This is a genomic window from Nocardia sp. NBC_00511 (assembly GCF_045161165.1).
Taxonomy (GTDB): domain Bacteria; phylum Actinomycetota; class Actinomycetes; order Mycobacteriales; family Mycobacteriaceae; genus Nocardia.
Genome location: NZ_CP107849.1, coordinates 6,307,236 through 6,329,325, shown reverse-complemented (window position 1 = coordinate 6,329,325; position 22,090 = coordinate 6,307,236). Strand labels below are relative to the sequence as shown.

Below are 22,090 nucleotides of genomic sequence, written 5' to 3'. Positions count from 1 at the left end.
CAACCGGCTCGGCGAGTGGTTCGGCCTAGCTGCCACACCAGTGCGACCTTTCGGCTACTGCGCGGAAGCCGGAAGGCGAGCGAGGGCCCGATCTTTGACGAGGGGATCGGGCCTTTCTCATGTCTCCGCGCGTCCGGACGACACGCCCAATTAATGCTAAAAACTTCCTCGAAAAGTATTCCGTCCAGTTCCCCTGCTCTGTAATGTGTTGAGTGGCAAACGATCAGTGACTTTCGGGTCAAAGCGACATCGGGCCGCGTGTCTTCCCCCGGACGCGCGTTCCGAACCCGGGCCGGTTCCCCTGCCTATATCCACCGCTCCGGGTGCGTCGCCGCGTTCTGAATCATTGAGCCATCTTTCGGCTATCGCGCGGTATGTCGAAGGAACAAACGAAGGGCCCGATCCATGACGAGGGGATCGGGCCCTTCGGTATTGTCTGGCGCAATGTCACAGGAAACGAACGCGGGAAGAATGTACGCCGGGCAGCCCGTAGAAGACCGGCAACGGCAGCGTCGTGCGCGTTTTCTGGAGTCCGGGTTGACGGTGTTCGCGCGCGATGGATACGCCAATAGTTCGGTGGGCGCCATCTGTAAGGACGCCGGGCTCTCCTCGAGGCAGTTCTACGAGGAGTTCACGGGGCGCGAATCGCTGCTGCTCGAACTCTACGAGCAGATCGATCGCGAATCGCGGGAAGCCGTGGCGGCCACCATCGCCGAGCACTCCGACGCCAGCGCCATCGATATCATCGACGCAGCCGTACGCGCCTATATCGAATCCATCGGCCGAGATCCGCGCAAGGCCAGAGTGGCGCTGGTCGAAGTCGTGGGCGCGGGACCCAAGGTCGAGAAGTTCCGCCTGGAGCTGCGCCGGGCCTGGGGCGCGCTGCTGGCCAGCGCCGCCGAGGACGCCGCGCTGCACGGCGAAATCCCGCCCGGTGACTACGAAATGCGCGTGCTGGCCATCATCGGCGCGGTCAACTACGTGGTCGACGCGTGGAGCGGATCCGAACCGCGCCAGCCGCTCGACGACGTGATCCGGGTGCTGCGCCGCGTCATCATGGGTGCGGTCAGTGCTTGATCCCGAGCATCGAAGCGCTTGACCGAAACGCACTGAATTCCGAACTCGCTCTCCCCAACTCGAATTCGCGCCCGGCCGCTTGGCGGCCGGGCGCGACCTGTACCGGTAGCCTGCCGCACATGGAGACTGTGCCGATCCAGATGCCGGACGGGACCACGGTGCCGGTGCGGCTCATCCCGGCCGCCCGCTCACGTCGGCACCCCATCACCCCCGACACCCCGCGCCCGGTGGTGGTGATCGCGCCCGGTCTGGGCGTGCCCGGCGAGTACTACTCGCTGTTCGGAAATCCCTTGGCGGCCCGCGGGTTCGATGTGGCGCTGCTGGAAATGCGCGGCAACGGGGACAGCCGACCCAAGCCGGGGCCCGGAAGCTCCTGGGGATATCAGGAATTGGTGGCGGTGGATTTTCCCGCCATGTTCGAGGTGGTGCGGGAACGCTTCCCCGACAGCACGCCGTATCTGCTGGGGCACAGCATGGGCGGGCAGCTGGCCGTCATGTACGCGTCCCGGATCCGCGGCCGCCTCGGCGGGCTGATCCTGGTCGCGTCGGGGACGCCCTATCACCGCGGCTACAAAGGGCTTGCCGCGCCGGGCTTTCTGCTCGGCAGCGCCGCAATCTCGTTGACCGCCAACCTCGCCGGGTTCTGGCCGGGCGACACCATCACCGCGGGCGGGTTCGGGCGGCAGTCCAAGGCCCTCATCGCCGATTGGGCGCGATTGGCGCGCACCGGGCGGTTCCAGCCCGCCGGGGCGGATATCGACTACGAGGAGCGCATCGGGCGGCTGAAGCTGCCGGTGCTGTCGATCACGCTGACCGGAGACGAACTCACCCCGCGGAGTTCGGCCCGGCATCTGCTCGACAAGCTGCCCGATGCCGACATCACCAGCTGGCACAATCCGGCGCGGCTTGGGCACAACGGCTGGATCAGCGATCCCGAATCCACCCTCGACCGGGTCGAGAAGTGGTTGCGGGACCGCTGATTCGGCGCGTCGCGATCAGATCGAGCGGGACCGGGACCACGCACTTCGGCAGATACGTGCTCAACCATTCGTTCATGCGTCCCGGTCTGGTCACCGTGGCGGTCTCGATCGCCGTGGGCTACGGGATCTCCGCGCTGATCGCCTAGCCCGGCTCGCTCAGTCCTTCGGGTCCAGCAGGCGCTGGGTGAAGAACTCGTAGATCAGCGCGGCCTGGTAGGCGGACTGCTTGTTGTCCGCCGCCCCGCCGTGACCGCCTTCGATGTTCTCGTAGTAGCGGACGTCGTGGCCCTCGGATTCCAAGAGCGCGGCCATCTTTCGCGCATGGCCGGGGTGCACGCGGTCGTCTCGGGTGGAGGTGGTCAGCAGGATCGGCGGGTACTGCCGGTCGGCGCTGGTGTTCTGGTACGGCGAGTACTTCGAGAGGTACTCCCACTCCTGTGGGTTGTCCGGGTCGCCGTACTCGGCCATCCAGGACGCGCCCGCCAGCAGCAGGTGGTAGCGCTTCATGTCCAGCAGCGGCACCTGGCACACGATGGCGCCGAAGAGTTCCGGATAGCGGGTGAGCATGACGCCCATAAGCAGTCCGCCGTTGCTGCCGCCGACCGCGCCCAGCTGCGCGTGCGTGGTGATGCCGCGCGCCACCAGGTCCCGCGCGACCGCGGCGAAATCCTCGAAGGCCTTGTGCCGGTTGGCCTTCAGCACGGAGGTGTGCCATTCGGGGCCGTATTCGCCGCCGCCGCGGATATTGGTCATCACGTAGGTGCCGCCGCGTTCGAGCCAGGCCATGCCGACCGCGCCGCTGTAGCCCGGCGTGCGCGAGACCTCGAAACCGCCGTAGCCGGACATGATGGTGGGGGCGGGCGTGCCGCGCCGATCACGGTGGCGGATAACGAAATACGGGATCTCGGTGCCGTCGTCGGACCGGGCGAAGAACTGCTCGGTCTCGATGCCGTCGGCGTCGAAGAACTCCGGCTCGGTCTTGATCACCTCGATCGCGCCGCCGACCGCACCGGTCAGCAGGGTGGCGGGGCGGGTGAATCCACTGGTGGCGAGCATGAATTCGTCGCCGCCCTCCAGCCGGTCGAGGTTCATCACGCTGGTGGTGGCCATGGCCGGGGTGTCGGCGAGGGGTTCGCGGGTCCAGCCGCCCGGGCCGGGGGTGACCACGTGCAGTCTGGTCTGCACGTCCTCGAGGGTGACCAGCAGCAGGTGATGCTCGGTCCAGCCGTAGCCGTGCAGTGCGGTGTGCGCGTCGGGCAGGAATACCGGCACGAAATCGCTTGCACCGGACATGAATTCGTCGAAATTCGTGGCCAGCAGTGCGCCCGCCGGATAGCTTTCGCCGCCGGTCTCCCACGGCGACTTCAGCCGCACCAGCAGCCATTCGCGATACCAGGACACCGAGGCGTCGGTGGGCGCCTCGATGCGGTGGCGCGCGTTGTCCGCCGGATCGAGCAGGTACACCTCCTCGTTGAAGAAGTCGGTGGAGCGGCCCAGGAAGTGCCGTTCGAAGCCGGGGGTGCGGTCGAATCCGGCGGAGACCGCCACATCACCGGTCTCGCCCTCGTAGACGAATTCGGCTGTCTCCAAAGGAGTTCCGCGCCGCCAGCGCTTCACCACCCGGGGGTAGCCGGAATCGGTGAGTGAGCCGGGGCCGAAGTCGGTGCCGATGTAGAGGGTGTCGTCGTCGATCCAGGAGAAGTCGGACTTGGCCTCCGGCAGGTAGAAGCCGCCGTCCTCGGGGGCGATGAATTCCCTTGTCTCGATGTCGAATTCGCGCAGCACCTTGGCGTCGGCGCCGCCGCGCGACAGGTTGATCAGGGCCCGCCGCTGGGCCGGGCGCAGCACCGCGGCCCCGCCCCACACCCAGTTCTCGCCCTCCGCGGCGGCCACCGCGTCCAGGTCGATGAGGACATCCCAGTCGGGTTCGGCCTCGGCGTACTCGGCGAAGGTGGTGCGCCGCCACAGGCCCTTCGGGTGCTGCGCGTCGCGCCAGTAGTTGTAGAGCCACGGTCCGCGCCGCGCCGGATAGGCGATGCGGGTGTCGGTGTCGAGCATGGCCAGTACGCGCGACTCGAGCTCGTGGAAGCGATCCGAGGACGCGAACAGCCGCTGCGAGACCTCGTTTCGTTCGCGCGCCCACGCCAGGGCCGCTTCGCTGGTGACTTCTTCGAGCCACAGGTAAGGATCCGTCACGCTCTCGTCAACACCGGTCATGCCCATATTGTTGCCGAGTCCACGGTTCGCCGGCCGCGAACGTGTCGCTCCGCACGGTCGCGCCCGGTCAGTAGGATTGCTGTTTCGACGCCCGCCCGAACCAGGAGGTTTCGCAGTGCCGCACGAGTTCGGGCCCAGGCTGTGGGAACAACACTGCTGCCTGCCGCTGTCGCCCGGTGCGGATATCGCCGAGCTGACCCGCTATCCGGCGGGCTCGTATCTGTCGGTGAACGTGGGATATTCGCCGCAGACCACCCGCGACACGCTCGAACTGCTGACCCAGTTCCGGCGAGATGCCTTGACGGACGAGCGGTTCCGGCTGGTGCACAGCATCGAGGACGCGTGGCCGTCGCAGCCGACCGCCGAGACCGACGCCACCCTGGCGCTGTCGTTCGACCTCGAGGACGCCGGACCGCTCGAGGGTGACCTCGACAATGTCGAACTGTTCTACGAACTCGGCCTGCGCTCGCTGCTGCCCACCTACAACTACGCCAACGCGGCCGGATCCGGCTGTCTCGACGCCGAGGACACCGGGCTGACCGCCTACGGGCGCGAGTTGATCGGCAAGCTCAACGAGGTCGGGGTGTTCGCCGACGGCTCGCACTGTTCGCGGCGCACGGGGCTCGACATCGCCGAGGTCACCACGGTGCCGATGATCTACAGCCACTCCAATTTCGCGGCGGTGTGGGCACATCCGCGCAATATCACCGACGACCAGGCCAAGGCGTGCGCCGCCACCGGCGGTGTGATCGGCATCAACGGGGTGGGAATCTTCCTGGGGCACAACGAGATTGCGGATCGTGCCGAGCGTGTGGTGGCTATGGCCGATCACGTCGTGCACGGAGTGGAGCTGCTGGGCATCGAGCATGTCGGCGTCGGCTCGGACTATTCGTTCGACGCCGAGGACTTCAATCACATGCTGGCCGGCAATCCGGAGCTGTTCTCCGAGGAGTACACCGGCTACGGGCAGTTGCAGTGGGTGCCGCCGGAGGATCTGCTCGGCGCCTCCGAGTTCCCCGGACTCGACGAAGTGCTTGCCGGGCGCGGGTTCTCGGTGGCCGACCGGGCCGCGGTGTTCGGCGGGAACTTCGCGCGCGTGGCCCGCGCCGTGTGGCGTGATTAGACTCGCGCTGCGAGGTTGCTCGACGCTCGATCCGTTGCTCGCCGACCGAGAGGGATGCACCGATGACAGAGCTCGATCCCGCCGTCCAGCATTTCGTCGAGGCCGTCAACGCCAATGATTCCAAGGCGTTGTTCGCGCTGCTCACCGCGGACGCCAGCATGTCCGACGACGGGCAGGAACGGAATCTCGCCCAGTGGACCGAGTCGGAGATCTTCGCCACCAACGCGCGGATGAAACTCGAATCCATCTCCGGCCCGGACGCATTCGTGGCCGAATACTCCAATGACCGCTGGGGTGCGATGCGCACCGCGTGGCGGTTCACCCTGCGTGACGGACTGATCAGTCGGTTCGAGACCGGGCAGGCCTGACCGCCGGGCGTGTTCCGCATCTCACGCGGGCGGGGGATGGCTGGGTGAGCGCGGCGCGACAGCGCTACTCTCGATGCCGTGACTTCCCACTACGATGTCGTCGTTCTCGGCGCTGGTCCCGGCGGTTACGTCGCCGCGATTCGTGCCGCTCAACTCGGCCTGCGAACAGCGATCGTCGAGCAGAAATACTGGGGTGGCGTGTGCCTGAACGTGGGCTGCATCCCGTCCAAGGCACTGCTGCGCAACGCTGAGCTGGCCCATATTTTCACCAAGGAAGCCAAGACCTTCGGTATCTCCGGGGAGGTCTCCTTCGACTTCGGTTCCGCGTTCGATCGCAGCCGCAAGGTCGCGGACGGCCGGGTCAAGGGCGTCCACTTCCTGATGAAGAAGAACAAGATCGACGAGTTCGACGGCAAGGGGACGTTCACCGGCCCGAAGGCGCTGTCCGTCGCGCTCACCAAGGGCGGCACCGAGGAGATCACGTTCGACAACGTGATCATCGCGACCGGCACCATCACCAAGCTGCTGCCCGGCACCCAGCTGTCGGCCAATGTGGTGACCTACGAGGAGCAGATCCTCACCCGCGACCTGCCGGGCTCGATCCTGGTGGTCGGCGCGGGCGCGATCGGCATGGAGTTCGCCTACGTCCTGAAGAACTACGGCGTGGATGTGCGCATCGTCGAATTCCTCGACCGCGCACTGCCGAACGAGGACGCCGACGTCTCCAAGGAGATCACCAAGGCGTACAAGAAGCTCGGCATCACCATCACCACCGGTGCCGCCGTGCAGTCCATCGACGACGACGGGTCCAAGGTCACCGTCGCCATCAAGGACAACAAGTCCGGCGCCATCGAGACCGTCACCGTCGACAAGGTGCTGCAGGCAGTCGGTTTCGCGCCGCGCGTGGAGGGCTACGGCCTGGAGAACACCGGCGTGCAGCTCACCGATCGCGGCGCCATCGCCATCGACGAGTCCATGAAGACCAACGTCCCCGGCATCTACGCCATCGGTGACGTCACCGCCAAGCTGCAGCTGGCGCACGTCGCCGAGGCACAGGGCGTCGTCGCCGCCGAGACCATCGCCGGTGCGGAGACCCTGCCGCTGGGCGACTACCGGATGATGCCGCGCGCCACCTTCTGCCAGCCGCAGGTCGCCTCCTTCGGTCTCACCGAGGAGCAGGCCCGCGCCGAAGGCCACGACATCAAGGTCGCCACCTTCCCGTTCACCGCCAACGGCAAGGCGCACGGCCTCGGTGACCCGAACGGTTTCGTCAAGCTGATCGCCGACACCAAGTACGGCGAACTGCTCGGCGGCCACCTCATCGGCCCGGACGTCTCCGAGCTGCTGCCGGAGCTCACCCTGGCCCAGAAGTGGGACCTCACGGTCAACGAACTGGCCCGCAACGTCCACACTCACCCGACCCTGTCGGAAGCGTTGCAGGAAGCGATCCACGGCCTCGCCGGCCACATGATCAACTTCTGATCCTGAACAGCCGAACGGCCCGATGTCAGCGAAAGTTGCTGGCATCGGGCCGTTTTCGTATGCGGCCGCGGTGGAGTCCGCGGCTCAGGTGCGGTGGTAGGCGTCCTGGGCGGCGGTGATGGTGGTGATGTTGGCTTCGAGGATTTCGATCAGGCCGACGAGTTGGTCGGCCACCTGGGCGCCGAGGGCGGTGAGGGTGTACTCGACGACCGGTGGAATCGATTGCTGGACTTCGCGATTGACCATGCCGTCGCGTTCCAGGAGCTGTAGCGTCTGCGAGAGCATGCGCTCGGAGATGCCGTCGACGCGGCGGCGCAGGGCGCTGAAGCGGTACGGGCCCTCGCGCAGCGCGGCCAGGGCGAGAACGCCCCAGCGGCTCGCGACGTCTTGTAGCACCGGGCGCGAGAGGCAGTTGCGGGCGAAGACGTCGGCTTCCAGGGTCGGGTCGTCCGCGTAGGACTGTTCGGGAGGCCGCGTGGTCATGACACTCAGATTACCTTCCGTTCAGGTAGCGGTTCTGGAATAGTATGTGCTTACTATTAGTTAGTACGTCACGACAGTGCAGTTCATTCCCGATACCTGGAGGTAGTCATGACCGTCGCAGTCACCGGAGCAAGTGGTCAGCTGGGCCGGCTCGTCGTCGAGTCGCTGTTGAAGGACGGCAACCAGCAGGTGGTGGCCGTGGTCCGCGATCCGGCCAAGGTGGCCGACCTGGCCGAGCGCGGCGTCGAGATCCGGGTCGCGAGCTACGACGATCCCGAGGCCCTCGAGCGGGCGTTCGCCGGCGTCCAGCGGGTGCTGCTGGTCTCGGGCAACGAATTCTCCAAGCGGGTCGACCAGCACGCCAATGTGCTGCACGCCGCCGAGAACGCGGGCGTCGAACTGCTGGCCTACACCAGCATTCCGCAGGCCCAAGCCAACCCGATGATCCTGGCGCAGGAGCACACCGGCACCGAAGCCGTACTCGCCGAGGCGAAGATCCCGACCACGCTGCTGCGCAACAGCTGGTACTGGGAGAACTACACCGGCGGCCTCGCGCACACCGTCGAATCCGGCGTCCTCTACGGCGCGGCCCGCGACGGCAAGGTATCCGGCGCCTCCCGCGTCGACTACGCCGATGCCGCCGCACGCGTGCTGACCACCGACGGCCACGCGGGCAAGGTGTACGAGCTCGGTGGCGACACCCACAGCTATGCCGAACTGGCACAGGTCATTTCGGAGGTTTCCGGTAAGCCGGTGCGCTACCAGGATCTGCCGGAGGACGACTACGCCGCCGCCCTCGCGGGTGCGGGCCTGGACGCGGGCTACGCCGCGGTGCTCGCCGACGCCGACACCGGCATCGCGGACGGCGTCCTCACCGTCGACACCGGTGATCTCGAGCGCCTGCTGGGTCGTCCGGTGACCCCGGCCGCCGATGTCTTCCGCGCGGCCCTGAGCTGACGCCGCCGCATCTCACCGAGCGGGCAGGCGCACTCATCAATACCAGTTGTGGGCCTGCCAGAACGCCCAGGCCGCGTTGGGGTTGCCGTAGCGCTCGCACATGTAGCGGTAGGCCCAGCGCAACTGGGTGATCGGGTTGAACATCCAGTCGGGGCCCTCGCTGAACATCTTGTGCGCGGGCAGCGCCTGGGCCAGGCCGTAGGCCCCGGAGGTGGGGTTGATGGCGAAGATCTGCCAGCTGCTCTCGTGGCTGATGATCTGATCGAACGACTCGTACTGGTCGAGCGGAACGATCAGGTGCGCGGAGGCTTGCAGCGCGACCTTGGAGAAGGTCTGCGTCATGCCCCAGAGCTGGAGCAGTGTGCTCGGATCCACGGGCGATTTGACGATGTTCAGCCCGTCGAGCGGGTTGGCGATCGCGGTGGCGGCCTCGGCGTGCGCGCCGGGGCTGCCGAGGACGAGCAGCGCCGGGACGATCGCGGCGAGCAGCAGCTTTCGGGACAAGGTGTGCAACGTGCGGTCCTTCCGTGTCGGTTCTCAACCCCCGCCGGTCACCACAGCCACGAAAAAATAGACCAATCTGTCTTCAATTCCATCGACGCTACGCGCCCCCACTGCCGCAATCGGTGCAGCGACACGCAGCGAATTGCCTGATCAATGGGCATTTCAGATTCCGTCGGCGTGTTCCGCCCGGCCGCGCAGCAGCTTGCGCTCGGTCTCGTTGGCGGTCAGCTCCGCCGCCCGCTCGAAGGCGATGCGGGCCTGAGCGCCGCGGCCCAGTCGCGACAGTAGATCCCCGCGCACCGCGTGCAGCAGGTGATAGTCGTCCAGGGTGCCCGCCACCGCGTCCACCAGCTCCAGCCCCGCGGCCGGGCCGTGCACCATGGTCACCGCCACCGCCCGGTTCAACTCCACCACCGGCGACGGAAAGCGTTGTGCCAGTTGGGCATACAGTCCGGCGATGCGCCGCCAATCGGTGTCGCCCGCGGTCGCGGCCAGTGCGTGCACGGCGGCGATCGCGGCTTGCAGCGCATAGCGTCCGGGCTGGCGACCGAGGGTGCGGTTGCGGGTGTGCGCCTGCGCAAGCGCCGCGAAACCCCTTCGGATATAAAGGCGATTCCAGCGCGACCGGTCCTGGTCCGGCAGCAGCACCAGCTCGCCGTCCGGCGCGCTGCGGGCGTGCGTGCGCGAGGCCTGTAGCTCGATCAGGGCGGCCAGGCCGTGCGCCTCCGGCTCGTCGGGCAGCAGCCCGGCCAGGATGCGCGCCAAACGCAGTGCGTCGTCACACAATTCGGCCCGCACCCAGCTCTCGCCCGAGGTGGCGGTGTAGCCCTCGTTGAAGATCAGGTAGACGACTTCCAGCACCGAGTCGAGCCGGGCGGCCAGTTCCGCGCCCTCGGGCACCTCGTAGGGGATCCGTTTGTCGGCGATGGTCTTCTTGGCGCGCACGATGCGTTGCGCCACAGTCGATTCCGGCACCAGATAGGCGCGCGCGATCTCGGTGGTGGTGAGGCCGCCGACCATGCGCAGGGTGAGCGCGGTGCGGGCGGGAGCCGACAGCACCGGATGGCAGGCGGTGAAGATCATTCGCAGCAGGTCGTCGGCGATGGCGGGCGACTCGTCACCGGGCTGCGGGCCGGGCGGCGACTGCTCGTCGAGCAGCGCCTCCCGGCCCAGCAGCTCGAGCTTGCGGGCGAAGGTGGCGTCCCGCCGGATACGGTCCACCGCACGGTGTTTCGCGGTGAGCATGAGCCAGCCGCCGGGATTCGGCGGGACGCCCTCGCGCGGCCACTGTTCCAGGGCCGCGACGAGAGCGTCCTGCGCGAGTTCCTCGGCGGTGGAGATGTCACCCACCACCCGGGTCAGACCGGCCACCAATCGCGGCCACTCGATGCGCCACGCCGCCTCGACGGCCCGGCGGGCGCGCAGGTCCGCACTCACGCGCGGTGGCTCCGGCGCGGGCTGACCCGTTGCGGGATCGGGGGATTCAGCTTTCGCCGTCCAGTTGCCGGACCTCGACCTCGATCTCCCACTCGGGGCCGTGCACGCGCAAGAATCGGGATGCCCACTCCACCGCCTCCTCGTTCGACCGGGTCTGCAGCAGACAGTAGCCGCCGATGATCTCCTTGGATTCGGTGAACGGGCCGTCGATGACGGTCTGTTTGCCGCCGGACTGGCGCACGCGCACGCCCTCCTCGGTGGGGCGCAGACCGGCGGTGTCGAGCAGGACGCCCGCTTTGGTCATCTCCTCGATGAGCGCGTTCATATCGGTCATCAGCTGGTCGTCGGGGCCGCCCTCGGGGGCCGCGGACGGGTCCAGGCGGATCAGCACGAGGTGTCGCATGATGGCAATCCTCTCTAGGCGATCTGGTAGCGGGCGTAGACCACGCCGGTGTCGAACACCTTGGTCTCGAGCACGTTCAGGTTCAGGGCGGCCTTCTCCGGGAACAGCGGTGTGCCCGAGCCGACGGTCAGCGGGTGGATCATGACGCGGAACTCGTCGACGAGTCCCTCGGCGATGAACCAGTGCACCAGTTTCGGGCTGGCGTAGATCGACAGGGTGCCGCCGTCCTGGGCCTTGAGCGCCCGGACCTGCGCGGCCGCATCGCCCGAGATGACGCGAGTGTTGTTCCAGCCCGGCTCTTTCAGCGTGTTGGAGAAGACGTACTTGTCCACCTCGGTCACCCACTCGGCGTGGTCCTTCTCGTGCGCGCCCATCTCCGGGTTGTCGGCGACGGTCGACCAGAAGTCGCGCATGCCCTCGAAGGTGCGGCGGCCGTAGAGGGCCGCGTCCACATCGGCGCGGATGTGCTGGTCACCGTATTCGGCCAGTTCCTCGCTGTAGCCGCGGTGGGTCCATTCGAATCCGCTGCCGGTGTGCGAGTCGACGAAGCCGTCGAGGGTCACGTGCTCGAGTGCCACAACTTTTCTCATCGGGAGGTGCCTTCCGCATCGGGGTTGTGGGGCCGCTCTCTTCGACCCTCGCCTACTCCTCGAACGAGTGCCCGCCGAATCGACACCGCCGCGCGAAAAAGTTTCAGAAACTTTCCAGACCCACTGGACCGACTGGATGATCAGCCCGTTCGGGTCGAGGACCTATCCGCCGGGCGGGCTCGCGGGGCTGATTGAAAACCGCAGGACCTGAGGGGTTTCGGGTCGCGTCGGACGATCCGGTCGAGCAAACCGATCGGGACGATGGTCTCAATCTTGTGGCGCGACGCCGCGGTCGCGGGCAGAATTCCAGCTATGCCGCGATCCACACCGGCAATCGTCGCCACCGAAACCTTCAGCCGGGCAGCGCAGCCGGTGCTCGCTGTCGGGGACGGGTTGGTGCTGCGTCCCTGGCTGCGCCGCGACGGCCCCGAGGTGTTCGTGGCCTTCCAGGATCCGGCGATTCGCCGCTGGCATGTCCGCAGCGCCGACACCGCCGAGGAGGTCGACGACTGGGTCGATGCCTGGGCGCGCTCCTGGACCAGCGGCACCGCCGCCAACTGGGCGATCGCCGACGCCCGCACCGGCCGCCTGATGGGGCGCGCCTCCCTGCATCACATGGAGCTCTGGCACGGCGAAGCCGAGGTCGCCTACTGGGTCGTCCCCGCCGCGCGCGGCCGTGGCCTCGCCTCGCGCGCCGTCGACGCGCTCGCCGAGTGGGCCTTCGAAGTGGCCGGTTTCCATCGCCTGGAACTTCGGCACTCGGTCCACAATGTCCAATCCTGCCGGGTGGCAGCCAAATCCGCTTTCACCCTCGAGGGCGTCAATCGCAGCGCGGGGCTGCACGAGGACGGCTGGCACGACATGCACCTGCATGCCAGGGTGCGCACCGACAGCCATGCCGAGCCCGTCGCCCGCCATCGTCGCGCCACCCCGGAGATTCCGCCGGAACCGGCCACTCAGCCGGTTTTCCGCTTGCGCCGCTGAGTCGCGCTTCGCCCGATTTGTTCCGCTCGTGTTCCGACGGGGATCGACCTTGACCCTTGAGTAAGAATACGTACGACCGTATGCTCAGAAATATGGAACAAGTCATTCGCTCCGAGGCGACCGATCCGTTCTGCCTGGATCAGGCGGACGCCGTCGCGCTGCTGGCCGGAGCACCGTGGACCAGATATGCCGTTGTCGGAGACAGTCTTTCGCTCGGGACCGGCGATCCCACCCCCGGATACGGGACCCAGGGCTGGCCGGACCGGGTCGCGGCCGTGCTGCGCGCGGTCCGCCCGGACCTGGCCTACCTCAATGTCTCCGAGATCGGAGCGACCACCACCCGCACCCTGGAACATCAGCTGGAGCCGCTGCTCGACTTCGCGCCGGACCTGCTGCACCTGCCGTGCGGAGCCAACGACATCGTGCGCCGGAACCCGGACTTCGGGGAGATCGAGCGGACGCTGCGGCAGCTGTATCGGCGGGCGCGAGCGACCGGGGCGGTGCTGACCACGTTCACTCTCGGCAGCGCGTATGTCGTTCCGGTGTTCCAGGATTGGGCGCAGCGGGTGGTGACCGTCAACGCGATCGTGCGCGGGCTGGCCGCCGAGTACGGGGCGATCGTGATCGACATGCACGACCATCCGATCAACGAGCGCGCCGATCTGCTCAGCGCGGACCGCATTCACTTCTCGACCTCGGGACAGGCGGTGCTGGCGGCCGAGATGGTGCGGGCACTGGCCGTGGAGATCGCCGACCATGCCGAATAGTCAACGGGCGGCGAACCGGACGGTACCGAACACGGACTCGAATTCCATTCCGTGGCTGACGATCTCGATCGGATTGGCCGCACTGTTCATGGCCGTGCTCGACTCGTTCATCGTGGTGGTCGCGGGCCCCTCGATCGCGGCGGATCTGGGCGCCTCCGCCGGTGCGGTGCAGTGGGTGCTGGCGGGCTATCAACTCAGCTACGCGGTCTTCATCATCACCGCGACCCGGCTGGCGGATCTGCACGGCCGCAAGCGAATGCTGCTGCTCGGGGTGGCGCTGTTCACGCTGTCGTCGATCGCCTGCGCGCTGGCACCGACGGCGGGCAGTCTGATCGCCGCGCGGGTGGTGCAGGGTTTCGGTGCGGCACTGATGGTTCCGCAGGTGTTCGCGTACGTGACCGTGCTGGTGCCCGCGGCGCGACGGCACAGCGTGTACGGCGTGCTCGGCATCGTGATGGGCCTGGCCACCATCGGCGGGCAGCTCATCGGCGGACTGCTGATCGCCGCCGACCTGTTCGGCAGCGGGTGGCGGCTGGTGTTCTGGGTCAACGTGCCGATCGGCCTGGTGATCTGTTGTCTCGCCGCACGATTCGTGCCGGAGACCGACCGGGACGCCACCCGTGGGCTGGATCTGCCGGGTGTCGGGGCGCTCAGCGCGGCACTGTCGTTGCTGGTGCTGCCGCTGATCCAGGGGCAGCAGGCGGGCTGGCCGCTGTGGACCTGGGCGTGCTTCGCGGGCAGTGCGGTCGGATTCGGTGCGTTCGTCGTGATCGAGCGGCGTTCGGAACGGCGGGGCGGGGATCCGCTGGTGCCGCTGACGCTGTTCCGGCAGCGTTCGTTCGCGCTCGGGATCGTGCTGGTGCTCGCCCTGTACGCGCTGATCTACTCGTACTACCTGGCCTTGTCGGTCACCATGCAGCAGGGTCTCGGGCTGTCGGCGCTCGGCGCCGGACTGGTCTATCTACCCGCGGCCGTCGCCTTCTTCGTGTTCAGTCTCGTTGCGGGCCGGACCATTCCGAAATACGGACGCCGGGTGCTCGAGGTCGGCGCGGTCATCATGGCGAGCGGCTACCTGGCGACCGGGCTGCTGCTGGTGTCCGGACCGCGGATCACCCCGCTGCTGGTGATTCCGACCCTGGTGTGGCAGAGCGTCGGTGGCGGCCTGGTCATCACTCCCGCCCTCAACACGGTGCTGAGCCGGGTCCGCCCGGAGTCCGCCGGTGTCGCGTCGGGAGCCCTGTCCACGGCGCAGCAGTGCGGGGGAGCGCTCGGTGTCGCGGTCGTCGGGGCGATCTTCTTCGGCTCCTTCCACCCCACGACCGGCGACCCGGTCGCGGCGGCCGGTCACGCTTTCGCCGCCGCCTCATTCGCCACCTTCGTCATCGCCGTCCTCGCGGCCGTCCTCGTCTTCCTGCTGCCGCAGCGGCCCGCGGCCTCCACCTAGAACCGTCCACCGAAACACCTGTCAGACAAGGAATCTCGATGTTCTTCACCACACCCACCGACGGTGCCACCCTCGCCTACGAGGACTACGGCACCGGACCGGCCGTCGTCTTCGTCGCGGGAGCCATGCTCGGCTCCGATATGTGGGAGTACCAACTGCCGTTCTTCCTCGACCGCGGTTTCCGTTGCGTCACACTGGATCGGCGCGGTCACGGTCGTTCGGATCGGCCGCGCGGCGGCTACGACCTGGACACCACGGCCGAGGACCTCGCCGCGCTGCTGGAACACCTGGAGCTGACCGACGCCACCCTGGTCGGACACTCCACCGGCGGCGCCGAGATCACCCGCTACCTGGCCCGGCACGGCGAATCCCGGGTCGCGCGAGTGGCTTTCGTCTCGGCGATCCTGCCGTTCTTGAAGCTCACCGACGACAATCCGGCGGGGGTTCCGGAGGCGGTGCTGGACGATATGCTGCACCGCATTCGCACTGATCGGCCGAAATGGATGGCCCGGCAGTCGCAGCTGTATTTCGCCGAGCAGTTCGGCACCGAGGTTTCGCCCGAGCAGGCCGATCTCACCTACCGGCAATGCTTGTCGACGCCGTCGTGGGTGATCCTGAAGATCCAGGAGGCCATCTTCCACAGCGACAATCGGGAAGCGTTGCGCGCCATCACCGTTCCGGTGCTGATCGTGCACGGTGATGCCGACTTCTCCGCGCCGATCGAGGTCACCGGCCGTCGCACCGCCGAACTCGTGCCGTCTGCCGACTATCGCGAATATTCGAATGCCGGGCACGGTCTCTACGTCACGCATGCCGACCGGCTCAACAATGAGCTGCTCGACTTCCTGAAGCCCGTGGTCGCATGACGACCATCGGCGTCGAGGTGATCGGCGGGGATGGCGGAGAACCGATCCTGGTCCTGCCGGGCGGGGGTGTGCGGTCGCCGGAGTATCTGGGGGATGTGCGGGTCTGGGGTGTGAGTCGGCCGCTCGCCGTCGTGTATTACCGAGGTACGCCGCGAACCGGTGGGCTGCCGGGGCCGTGGTGGGATCAGTTCGACGATCTCGAGGGCGTGCGGCGCGAGCTGGGTCTGTCGTCGGTCGAGGTGATCGCGCACTCCGCCGGCGCACGAGTTGCGTTGGCGTACGCGGCATCCGGTGCGCCGGTGCGGCGGATGGCCCTGGTGGCACCGCCTGCGACGTGGCTGACCGGGACCGAGAGCGATGTCGAGACGTTGGCGGCGGCCCGCGCGGACGAGCCGCTGATCGTGGCGGCACTGGCCGCGCCGCCCCTGGATCTCCGCGACGAGGCGGAGTATCGAGAGTGGTTGCGCGTGACCGCACCCCTGGGATACGCCCGCTGGGACGCGGCGGCCGAGCGGCACTCCGCCACGGGGACAACGAGTTTCGAGGCATTGCGCGCGTTCTTCATGGCGCCGATACCCGATGCGCTGCTGGCGCGGATCCCCGCACTCACACTGCCCGTGCATGTCATCGGAGGTGCGGCGGATCTGCTGTCCGGGCGGGCACCGGTGGAGGCGCTGGCCGGGATGTTCACCAACGGGTCGGTGGAGCTGATCGCCGACTGCGGCCACTACCCGTGGATCGACCAACCCGCCGCTTACGCGGCGGCTCTGAGCCGGTGGTCAGCTGCCGGGTGAGTGCAGGACGGCCTCGATGACGCGGCGGATCTTCGCGATCACCGTCGCGTCGCCGAGGCGCAGCGCGGTATTGCCGGACCGCAGCACGGCATCGATCTGGAAGGCCGCGAGTTCGGGATCCAGTTCTTCGATCTCACCCTGTGCGATCGCGATCGACAGTTCCTCGGAAAGGGTTGCCACCCATTCCGTTTGATAGGCCGCGAGCTTGTCGCGCACCTCGCCGGGGCGGCTGTCGTACTGGGCGAGGTTCGCGGATTGGAAGCAGCCGCCGTCGAAGAGCGGCTGCTCGGCGTACGCGATCCAGCGCTCGATCAGCGCGCGGAAGCGGGGCAGGCCGCGAGGTTCGGCCGCGGTCGGCCGGACCACGAAGTCGGCGAACATGGCGCGGGCGTGGTCGATGGTGGCCAGTTGCAGGCTTCCCTTGGTGCGAAACAGCGTTTGCAGACCGGCCTTGCTCAACCCGATATCCGTGGCGATTCGCCCGAAGCTCAAGCCCTCCAGGCTTTCCAGCGAGGCGATGTGCACGGCGCGGGCCAAGGCCAGCTGCCGAGTCCGCGCACCACGCAGGAGACGCTTGTCGGTGATGTCGCTGTCCGTCGCCGAACCTTGCATACGGCCGATCGTACGCCATCGGCCGGGTGTGGCGGTCCGGCTCGGTCAGTGGTCGGTTTGGATGCGCAGGGCGGTGATGGTGCTGGCCAGGCCCTCGTACTGGTTTGTGAGCAGGACTATTTCGATGAGGTGGCGTTCGTCGTAGTGGGTGGAGAGGGTCTGCCAGGTGGCGTCGTCGAGGTCGCGGGTGGTGACCAGCTGGTCGACGGCGGTGAGCAGGGCGCGTTCCTTGTCGGTCCAGGCGGGGGACGCGGGGCCCTCGTCGCGGAGGCGGTCGAGGATTTCGGCGGTGATGCCCGCGCGGCGGCCGAGGCGGATGTGGTGGTCCATCTCGTAGTCGCATTGCCGCAGGTGCGCGACGCGCAGGATGACCAGTTCGGACTCGTAGCGGCGGAGTTTGCCGCCGGGCATGAGGCGGCCCGAGTAGTGCAGCCAGCCGCGGAACAGGCCGCCGGTGCGGCCCAGCGTGCTGAACAGATGCGCGTCCTCGGTGCCGGCGGCGCGGGAAAGCGCCTGCCAGACAACCCAGTTCACGGGGCCCAGCTCCCGCAGTCGGCCGGGAGCGATACGTGGCTTCGTCGACACCATGCCCACCAGTCAACACCCTGTCCCAGTCGGCTGCCAGGTCACTCGCGGACAGCCTGTGCGAGCCGGGTCAGCTCGAGGGCGCGGCGGGCCCGGGTCAGCACGTGCGCGCGGGAACTGGTGAGGTGCGCCAGCAGCGTGCGCAGGGCCAGATCGAGGTCGCCCGAGAGCAGGTGTTCGGCGATGGTGATGTGGTCGTCGGCCATGGCCGCGATGCGGGCGGGGGTGGGCATGTCGAGGGAGCGGACCGGGCGGACGCGGGCGTGCACGGTGACGAGGGCGTCGGCGAGCGCGGTATTGCCCGCGGCGGCCAGCAGGGTGGTGTGGAACTGTTCGTCGGCCGCGATGAGAGCGGGGCCGGGATCCGGCGGATGGTTGCGGATGCGCCGCCAGATCTCCAATTCCCTCCGCAGCTCGGACATGTCGTGCAAGGTGACGGCGGGCAGCGCGCTCTCTGGTCTGCCGAGCGGCTCGGGCCGGGGATCGGTGTCGGCTTCGACCAGCGGTTCGGCGATATCGGCCGGGGTGGCCTGCAAGCGCTGAATGCCCCTGGTCTCCAGCACTATTCGCAGTTCGTACAGGTCGCCCAGCTCGTTCACCCGGGGGCGGTAGGGGTAGAGGCCGTCGGTGTGGCGTTCCAGCAGGCCGTCGGCGTAGAGGCGGGCCAGGGCCTCGCGGACGGGGGTGCGGGAGACGCCGTAGGTCTCGGCGAGCCGTTCCTCGCCGAGTCGTTCGGTCGGCACCAGCGCGCCCGCCGCCAGATCGTGCCGCAGTGCTCGATAGACCCGCTCGGACAACGGAATACGCCCCCTGCGCGCGTTCACCGGGCGTCCGATCAGATGGCCATGGCCAGGCGCACCGCGGATTCCGCGCCCGCACCGCCCGCACCGGAATCGGTGACCCGGCCCGAGCGCAGCACGTAGTACTGCTGCGCGGCCTGCAACGCGAAACCGATGTGCTGCTCCACCAGCAGCACACTGAGCCCGCCGCGCGCGGTGAGATCGATGATGGTGCGCTCGATCTCGGCGACCACCGACGGCTGGATGCCCTCGGTCGGCTCGTCGAGAATCAGCAGCCTGGGCTCGGTGATCAGGGCGCGCGCGATGGCCAGCTGCTGGCGCTGACCGCCGGAGAGCAGGCCCGCCTTGCGGGTCAGCAGTTCCTTCAGCGCCGGGAACAGGTCGAGGGATTCGGCGATCAGTTCCTTGGCGCGGGCGCGGCCGTCGGCCACCACATGCAAATTCTCCATTGTGGACAGCTGTGGAAAACTCTGCTGACCCTGTGGCACGTAGGCGATTCCGCGCTTCACCCGCCGCGACGGTGACATCTTGGTGATGTCCTCGCCGTCGAAGCGGATCCGGCCGGACTTGGCGGGCAGCAGCCCGACCGCCGCCCGCAGCAGCGATGTCTTGCCGGCTCCGTTGTGGCCCATGATGGCGGCCACGCCGTCGTCCGGAACCGTCAGGGAGACACCGTGGATCACCTCGGTGCGGCCGTAGCCGGTGTGCAGATCAACTAGCTCGAGCATCGGCGTCCTCCTTCGCCTCGTCCGACTCTTGTTCCGGCACAGTGGTTTCCGACTCAGCCGGTGGCAGTTCACCGGCGGCGGCGGTGCCCAGATAGACCTCCTGCACCTTCGGGTCGGCCTGCACCTGTTCGACGCTGCCCTCGCTGAGCACCTTGCCGCCCGCGAGCACCGTCACCGAGTTCGCGAACGCCCGCATGAAGTCCATATCGTGTTCGACCACCACGATCACCCGCTCACCGCCGATGCGGCGCAACAGGTTTCCGGTCTCCTCGCGCTCCTCGGCGCTCATGCCCGCGACCGGTTCGTCCAGCAGCAGCACCGACGCGTTCTGCACCAGCAGCATGCCGATCTCCAGCCACTGCTTCTGGCCGTGCGCGAGTACCCCGGCCGGTTTGTCGCGCAGCGCGCCGAGACCGGTGAGTTCCAGGGCCTCCTCGATGGCGGGCAGCACCGACTTGCGTTTGCGCAGCAGTGTCAGCGCGGAACGTCCCGCGCCCGCCGCGATGTCGAGGTTCTGCAGCACCGTGAGCTGTTCGAAGACGCTCGCGGTCTGGAAGGTGCGGCCGACGCCCAGCCGGGCGATCTGATGCACCTTGCGACCGATCAGCTCGGTGCCGGACTTGCGGGCCGAACCGGTGGCGGGGGTGAGCCCGGTGATGGCGTCGATCAGGGTGGTCTTGCCCGCGCCGTTGGGTCCGATCAGGAAGCGCAGGTCACCGGACAGCACCGTGAGGTCGACGTCGGAGACGGCCTTGAAGCCGTCGAAACTGATGCTGAGACCACGGATTTCGAGGTATTCGCTCATCGCGCTTCCACCTTCTCTTCGACCGCGGGCGCGACGGGTTCGGCCGGGGTGACCGCGACGGCGACCGGCTCCGGCTCGTCGATCGCCTTGGGCCGCAACCGATCCAGCAGTTGCCTGGTCATCGGGCCGAATCCGGCGAGCCCGGCCGGAATGAACCCGACCACCACGATGAACAGCGCGCCCTGCAAATACGTCCACGCGGACGGGAAGTGCTCGGAGAACGTGGTCTGCGCCCACGCCACCCCGATCGCGCCCAGCACCGGACCCAGCAGGGTGGCGCGGCCGCCGATGGCGACACCGATCAGGAATGCGATGGACGGGACGACGCCGATGTCGGCGGGGGAGATGATGCCGACGATCGGCGTGAACAGCGCACCGGCGATCCCGGAGAAGAACGCCGCCACCACGTACGCGACGATCTTGATATTGGCCGGGTCGTAGCCCAGGAAGCGCACCCGCTCCTCCTGATCACGCACCGCGACCAGCAGTTCCCCGTACCGGCTGTTCATGAGCTGCCGCGCGATGGCGACCACGATCAGCAGCGTCGCCGAGGCGATGAAGAACAGCATCCGCCGGTTCACCGGATCATCCAGGCGGAAACCGAAGAACGCGCGGAAATCGCTGAGCCCGGTGAAGCCGCCGATGGTCTGCTGACCGGTGAGCAGAATCGCCAGCGCGGCCGCCAGCGCCTGACTCAGGATCGCGAAGTACGCACCCTTGACCCGGCGCTTGAACACGCCGAACCCGAGCACCGCCGCCACCAGCGCGGGCAGCACCGCGATACCCAGCAGCGCGACCGGCGCGGACGCGAAAGGCTGCCAGTACGAAGGCAATTTGTCGACACCGGCGATGCTCATGAACTCCGGCACGTCCTCGTGCGCCTTCGTCGCATCGGTCATCTGCAGATGCATGGCCATGATGTAGGCGCCGATGCCGAAGAACACGCCCTGCCCGAGCACCAGCATGCCGCCGCGCCCCCACGCCAGGCCGATCCCGACCGCGACGATGGCGAAGCACAGGAACTTCGCCAGCAGACTCAACCGGAAATCGCTGAGCATGGCGGGCGCGACGAGGAACAGTACGACGGCGGCAATCGCGAAGCCGCCCAGGGTTTTCAGAGATGAGAGTCGCCCGATGATGGTCATGCCAGGCTCCTGGTTCGAACCGTGAACAGGCCCTGCGGGCGGGCCTGCAGGAAGATCACGACCACGATGAAGACGATCACCTTGGCGACCGTCGCGGTGGTCGAGTATTCGACGAAGGAATTGAGCAGGCCCATGGCGAAGGCCGCGATCACGGTGCCCTTGATCTGGCCCAGACCGCCGATCACCACCACCAGGAAGGCGTCGACCAGATAGGACTGGCCGATCGTCGGGCTGGTGGAGCCGATCAGGGTCAGGGCCACACCGGCCACGGCGGCGAGACCGGAACCGATGAAGAAGGTGCTGATATCGGTGATTCGGGAAGAGACACCGGAGGTTTCGGCAAGACTCCGGTTCTGCACCACGGCCCGGATCCGGCGACCCAGCGGGGTGGTCTTGAGCGCGGTGGCCAGCGCGATCACCGCTGCCAGCGCCAATACCAGGATGAAGATGCGGGTCTTGGGCACCACCGTGCCCGCGATCCCGATGCCGCCGGTCAGCCATTCGGGCGTCACCACGTTCTTGGCGGGCGCACCGAAGATATTGCGCGCCACCTGCTGCAACACCAACCCGACACCGAAGGTGACCAGCAGGGTGTCCAGCGGGCGGTCGTACATCCAACGGATGAGACCCATTTCCAGGGCCGCACCGAGCAGTCCGCCGACGATGAATCCGACGAACAATGACACGATCAGCGCCACCCCCGTCGCCGAGATCAGCTGCTGCACAACATAGGTGGTGTAACAACCGGCCATGATGAACTCACCGTGCGCCATATTGATCACGCCCATCTGACCGAAGGTCAAAGACAGGCCCAGCGCGGCGAGCAACAAGATCGAGCCGAGGCTCAACCCCGTGAACAGCTGTCCGACAACGACTTCCATTTCGTACCTCTTGACTCTCAGGGGTGACGGTGGCGCCGTGCGGCTGGTGCGGGATCGC

24 protein-coding genes are annotated in these 22,090 nt (G+C 67.6%); 11 read left to right on the top strand and 13 right to left on the bottom strand.

Translation table 11 applies throughout. The annotated features are described in order from the left end of the window. The first annotated feature begins 444 nt into the window (after nucleotides 1–444). Together OG300_RS29620 and OG300_RS29615 are read left to right on the top strand one after the other, a co-directional pair. A complete protein-coding gene (locus OG300_RS29620; protein WP_235949243.1) occupies nucleotides 445–1,077 on the top strand; it encodes a TetR/AcrR family transcriptional regulator in 633 nt (210 codons plus the stop codon). A 119-nt stretch (nucleotides 1,078–1,196) separates the two neighbouring features. Then, nucleotides 1,197–2,057, top strand: a complete 861-nt coding sequence (locus OG300_RS29615) for an alpha/beta fold hydrolase (RefSeq protein WP_405486570.1) — start codon at nucleotides 1,197–1,199, stop codon at nucleotides 2,055–2,057. A gap of 156 nt (nucleotides 2,058–2,213) precedes the next feature. Here the strand turns inward: OG300_RS29615 and OG300_RS29610 are convergent, their stop codons facing one another. Beyond that, nucleotides 2,214–4,274, bottom strand: a complete 2,061-nt coding sequence (locus tag OG300_RS29610; RefSeq protein WP_405486568.1) for a prolyl oligopeptidase family protein — start codon at nucleotides 4,272–4,274, stop codon at nucleotides 2,214–2,216. Nucleotides 4,275–4,389: 115 nt separating this feature from the next. On the opposite strand from OG300_RS29610, the gene OG300_RS29605 reads away from it, so the two are divergent. The 3 genes from OG300_RS29605 (at nucleotide 4,390) to lpdA (ending at nucleotide 7,247) form a co-directional block, all read left to right on the top strand. Next, on the top strand, nucleotides 4,390–5,397 hold the full coding sequence (locus OG300_RS29605; RefSeq protein WP_405486566.1) for a dipeptidase: 1,008 nt from the start codon (nucleotides 4,390–4,392) through the stop codon (nucleotides 5,395–5,397). 62 nt (nucleotides 5,398–5,459) lie between these two features. Next, nucleotides 5,460–5,765: a nuclear transport factor 2 family protein gene (locus OG300_RS29600; RefSeq protein ID WP_405486564.1), complete on the top strand. Its 306-nt coding sequence runs from the start codon at nucleotides 5,460–5,462 to the stop codon at nucleotides 5,763–5,765. Between the two features lie 78 nt (nucleotides 5,766–5,843). Beyond that, nucleotides 5,844–7,247 carry a dihydrolipoyl dehydrogenase gene (lpdA, locus tag OG300_RS29595; RefSeq protein WP_405486562.1) on the top strand — a complete coding sequence of 468 codons (1,404 nt, stop codon included), beginning with the start codon at nucleotides 5,844–5,846 and terminating at the stop codon, nucleotides 7,245–7,247. 84 nt (nucleotides 7,248–7,331) lie between these two features. On the opposite strand, the gene OG300_RS29590 is transcribed toward lpdA, so the two are convergent. Beyond that, nucleotides 7,332–7,730, bottom strand: a complete 399-nt coding sequence (locus OG300_RS29590) for a winged helix-turn-helix transcriptional regulator (protein ID WP_405486560.1) — start codon at nucleotides 7,728–7,730, stop codon at nucleotides 7,332–7,334. A gap of 108 nt (nucleotides 7,731–7,838) precedes the next feature. On the opposite strand from OG300_RS29590, the gene OG300_RS29585 reads away from it, so the two are divergent. Continuing rightward, nucleotides 7,839–8,687, top strand: a complete 849-nt coding sequence (locus tag OG300_RS29585) for an SDR family oxidoreductase (protein ID WP_405486558.1) — start codon at nucleotides 7,839–7,841, stop codon at nucleotides 8,685–8,687. Between the two features lie 36 nt (nucleotides 8,688–8,723). On the opposite strand, the gene OG300_RS29580 is transcribed toward OG300_RS29585, so the two are convergent. The 4 genes from OG300_RS29580 to OG300_RS29565 form a co-directional block, all read right to left on the bottom strand. Then, nucleotides 8,724–9,200 carry a transglycosylase SLT domain-containing protein gene (locus tag OG300_RS29580; protein ID WP_405486556.1) on the bottom strand — a complete coding sequence of 159 codons (477 nt, stop codon included), beginning with the start codon at nucleotides 9,198–9,200 and terminating at the stop codon, nucleotides 8,724–8,726. Between the two features lie 153 nt (nucleotides 9,201–9,353). Further along, nucleotides 9,354–10,628: an RNA polymerase sigma factor gene (locus OG300_RS29575; protein WP_405486554.1), complete on the bottom strand. Its 1,275-nt coding sequence runs from the start codon at nucleotides 10,626–10,628 to the stop codon at nucleotides 9,354–9,356. Nucleotides 10,629–10,674: 46 nt separating this feature from the next. Then, nucleotides 10,675–11,031, bottom strand: coding sequence for a YciI family protein (locus OG300_RS29570; RefSeq protein ID WP_405486552.1), 357 nt, complete (start codon nucleotides 11,029–11,031; stop codon nucleotides 10,675–10,677). A 14-nt stretch (nucleotides 11,032–11,045) separates the two neighbouring features. After that, complete coding sequence (locus OG300_RS29565; protein WP_405486550.1) at nucleotides 11,046–11,621, bottom strand: dihydrofolate reductase family protein; 576 nt, start codon at nucleotides 11,619–11,621, stop codon at nucleotides 11,046–11,048. A 312-nt stretch (nucleotides 11,622–11,933) separates the two neighbouring features. Here OG300_RS29565 and OG300_RS29560 point away from each other — a divergent pair, with 312 nt between their 5' ends. The 5 genes from OG300_RS29560 (at nucleotide 11,934) to OG300_RS29540 (ending at nucleotide 16,476) form a co-directional block, all read left to right on the top strand. Then, nucleotides 11,934–12,605: a GNAT family N-acetyltransferase gene (locus tag OG300_RS29560; protein WP_405486548.1), complete on the top strand. Its 672-nt coding sequence runs from the start codon at nucleotides 11,934–11,936 to the stop codon at nucleotides 12,603–12,605. A 92-nt stretch (nucleotides 12,606–12,697) separates the two neighbouring features. Continuing rightward, complete coding sequence (locus OG300_RS29555; protein WP_405486546.1) at nucleotides 12,698–13,372, top strand: SGNH/GDSL hydrolase family protein; 675 nt, start codon at nucleotides 12,698–12,700, stop codon at nucleotides 13,370–13,372. After that, entirely contained in the window at nucleotides 13,362–14,816 is a 1,455-nt protein-coding gene (locus OG300_RS29550; RefSeq protein WP_405486544.1) for an MFS transporter, read from the top strand. Before OG300_RS29555 ends, OG300_RS29550 begins: the two co-directional genes overlap by 11 nt. A 38-nt stretch (nucleotides 14,817–14,854) precedes the next feature. After that, complete coding sequence (locus OG300_RS29545; RefSeq protein WP_405486542.1) at nucleotides 14,855–15,682, top strand: alpha/beta fold hydrolase; 828 nt, start codon at nucleotides 14,855–14,857, stop codon at nucleotides 15,680–15,682. Continuing rightward, the gene (locus OG300_RS29540) at nucleotides 15,679–16,476 is read left to right on the top strand and encodes an alpha/beta fold hydrolase (protein ID WP_405486540.1); all 798 of its coding nucleotides are present in this window, start codon (nucleotides 15,679–15,681) and stop codon (nucleotides 16,474–16,476) included. Before OG300_RS29545 ends, OG300_RS29540 begins: the two co-directional genes overlap by 4 nt. Here OG300_RS29540 and OG300_RS29535 read toward each other — a convergent pair. Genes OG300_RS29535 through urtB form a run of 7 tightly spaced genes read right to left on the bottom strand, consistent with a single transcriptional unit; the run spans nucleotide 16,462 to nucleotide 22,032 of the window. Continuing rightward, nucleotides 16,462–17,088 (bottom strand): TetR/AcrR family transcriptional regulator, encoded by a 627-nt coding sequence (locus OG300_RS29535; protein WP_405486538.1) that lies wholly within the window; start codon nucleotides 17,086–17,088, stop codon nucleotides 16,462–16,464. The genes OG300_RS29540 and OG300_RS29535 overlap by 15 nt on opposite strands. Before the next feature lie 45 nt (nucleotides 17,089–17,133). Then, nucleotides 17,134–17,676 (bottom strand): carboxymuconolactone decarboxylase family protein, encoded by a 543-nt coding sequence (locus OG300_RS29530; protein ID WP_405486536.1) that lies wholly within the window; start codon nucleotides 17,674–17,676, stop codon nucleotides 17,134–17,136. A gap of 38 nt (nucleotides 17,677–17,714) precedes the next feature. Continuing rightward, the gene (locus OG300_RS29525; RefSeq protein ID WP_405486534.1) at nucleotides 17,715–18,470 is read right to left on the bottom strand and encodes a GntR family transcriptional regulator; all 756 of its coding nucleotides are present in this window, start codon (nucleotides 18,468–18,470) and stop codon (nucleotides 17,715–17,717) included. A gap of 38 nt (nucleotides 18,471–18,508) precedes the next feature. Beyond that, nucleotides 18,509–19,201 (bottom strand): urea ABC transporter ATP-binding subunit UrtE, encoded by a 693-nt coding sequence (urtE, locus tag OG300_RS29520; protein ID WP_405486532.1) that lies wholly within the window; start codon nucleotides 19,199–19,201, stop codon nucleotides 18,509–18,511. Then, entirely contained in the window at nucleotides 19,185–20,006 is an 822-nt protein-coding gene (urtD, locus tag OG300_RS29515; RefSeq protein WP_405486530.1) for an urea ABC transporter ATP-binding protein UrtD, read from the bottom strand. The genes urtE and urtD overlap by 17 nt, the downstream gene beginning before the upstream one ends. After that, the gene (gene urtC, locus OG300_RS29510) at nucleotides 20,003–21,151 is read right to left on the bottom strand and encodes an urea ABC transporter permease subunit UrtC (protein WP_405486528.1); all 1,149 of its coding nucleotides are present in this window, start codon (nucleotides 21,149–21,151) and stop codon (nucleotides 20,003–20,005) included. The genes urtD and urtC overlap by 4 nt, the downstream gene beginning before the upstream one ends. Continuing rightward, a complete protein-coding gene (gene urtB / locus OG300_RS29505) occupies nucleotides 21,148–22,032 on the bottom strand; it encodes an urea ABC transporter permease subunit UrtB (RefSeq protein WP_405486526.1) in 885 nt (294 codons plus the stop codon). Before urtB ends, urtC begins: the two co-directional genes overlap by 4 nt. Between the last annotated feature and the right edge of the window lie 58 nt (nucleotides 22,033–22,090).

Excerpts from the sequence above, each read along its gene's own strand:
- OG300_RS29620 (WP_235949243.1), top strand. The coding sequence starts at position 445 with ATGTCACAGGAAACGAACGCGGGAAGAATGTACGCCGGGCAGCCCGTA.
- OG300_RS29535 (WP_405486538.1), bottom strand. The coding sequence starts at position 17,088 with ATGCAAGGTTCGGCGACGGACAGCGACATCACCGACAAGCGTCTCCTG.
- OG300_RS29600 (WP_405486564.1), top strand. The coding sequence starts at position 5,460 with ATGACAGAGCTCGATCCCGCCGTCCAGCATTTCGTCGAGGCCGTCAAC.
- OG300_RS29590 (WP_405486560.1), bottom strand. The coding sequence starts at position 7,730 with ATGACCACGCGGCCTCCCGAACAGTCCTACGCGGACGACCCGACCCTG.
- OG300_RS29610 (WP_405486568.1), bottom strand. The coding sequence starts at position 4,274 with ATGACCGGTGTTGACGAGAGCGTGACGGATCCTTACCTGTGGCTCGAA.
- OG300_RS29560 (WP_405486548.1), top strand. The coding sequence starts at position 11,934 with ATGCCGCGATCCACACCGGCAATCGTCGCCACCGAAACCTTCAGCCGG.
- OG300_RS29530 (WP_405486536.1), bottom strand. The coding sequence starts at position 17,676 with ATGGTGTCGACGAAGCCACGTATCGCTCCCGGCCGACTGCGGGAGCTG.
- OG300_RS29540 (WP_405486540.1), top strand. The coding sequence starts at position 15,679 with ATGACGACCATCGGCGTCGAGGTGATCGGCGGGGATGGCGGAGAACCG.
- OG300_RS29615 (WP_405486570.1), top strand. The coding sequence starts at position 1,197 with ATGGAGACTGTGCCGATCCAGATGCCGGACGGGACCACGGTGCCGGTG.
- urtD (WP_405486530.1), bottom strand. The coding sequence starts at position 20,006 with ATGAGCGAATACCTCGAAATCCGTGGTCTCAGCATCAGTTTCGACGGC.
- OG300_RS29555 (WP_405486546.1), top strand. The coding sequence starts at position 12,698 with ATGGAACAAGTCATTCGCTCCGAGGCGACCGATCCGTTCTGCCTGGAT.
- OG300_RS29565 (WP_405486550.1), bottom strand. The coding sequence starts at position 11,621 with ATGAGAAAAGTTGTGGCACTCGAGCACGTGACCCTCGACGGCTTCGTC.
- urtB (WP_405486526.1), bottom strand. The coding sequence starts at position 22,032 with ATGGAAGTCGTTGTCGGACAGCTGTTCACGGGGTTGAGCCTCGGCTCG.
- OG300_RS29585 (WP_405486558.1), top strand. The coding sequence starts at position 7,839 with ATGACCGTCGCAGTCACCGGAGCAAGTGGTCAGCTGGGCCGGCTCGTC.
- urtE (WP_405486532.1), bottom strand. The coding sequence starts at position 19,201 with ATGCTCGAGCTAGTTGATCTGCACACCGGCTACGGCCGCACCGAGGTG.
- OG300_RS29570 (WP_405486552.1), bottom strand. The coding sequence starts at position 11,031 with ATGCGACACCTCGTGCTGATCCGCCTGGACCCGTCCGCGGCCCCCGAG.
- urtC (WP_405486528.1), bottom strand. The coding sequence starts at position 21,151 with ATGACCATCATCGGGCGACTCTCATCTCTGAAAACCCTGGGCGGCTTC.
- OG300_RS29550 (WP_405486544.1), top strand. The coding sequence starts at position 13,362 with ATGCCGAATAGTCAACGGGCGGCGAACCGGACGGTACCGAACACGGAC.
- OG300_RS29545 (WP_405486542.1), top strand. The coding sequence starts at position 14,855 with ATGTTCTTCACCACACCCACCGACGGTGCCACCCTCGCCTACGAGGAC.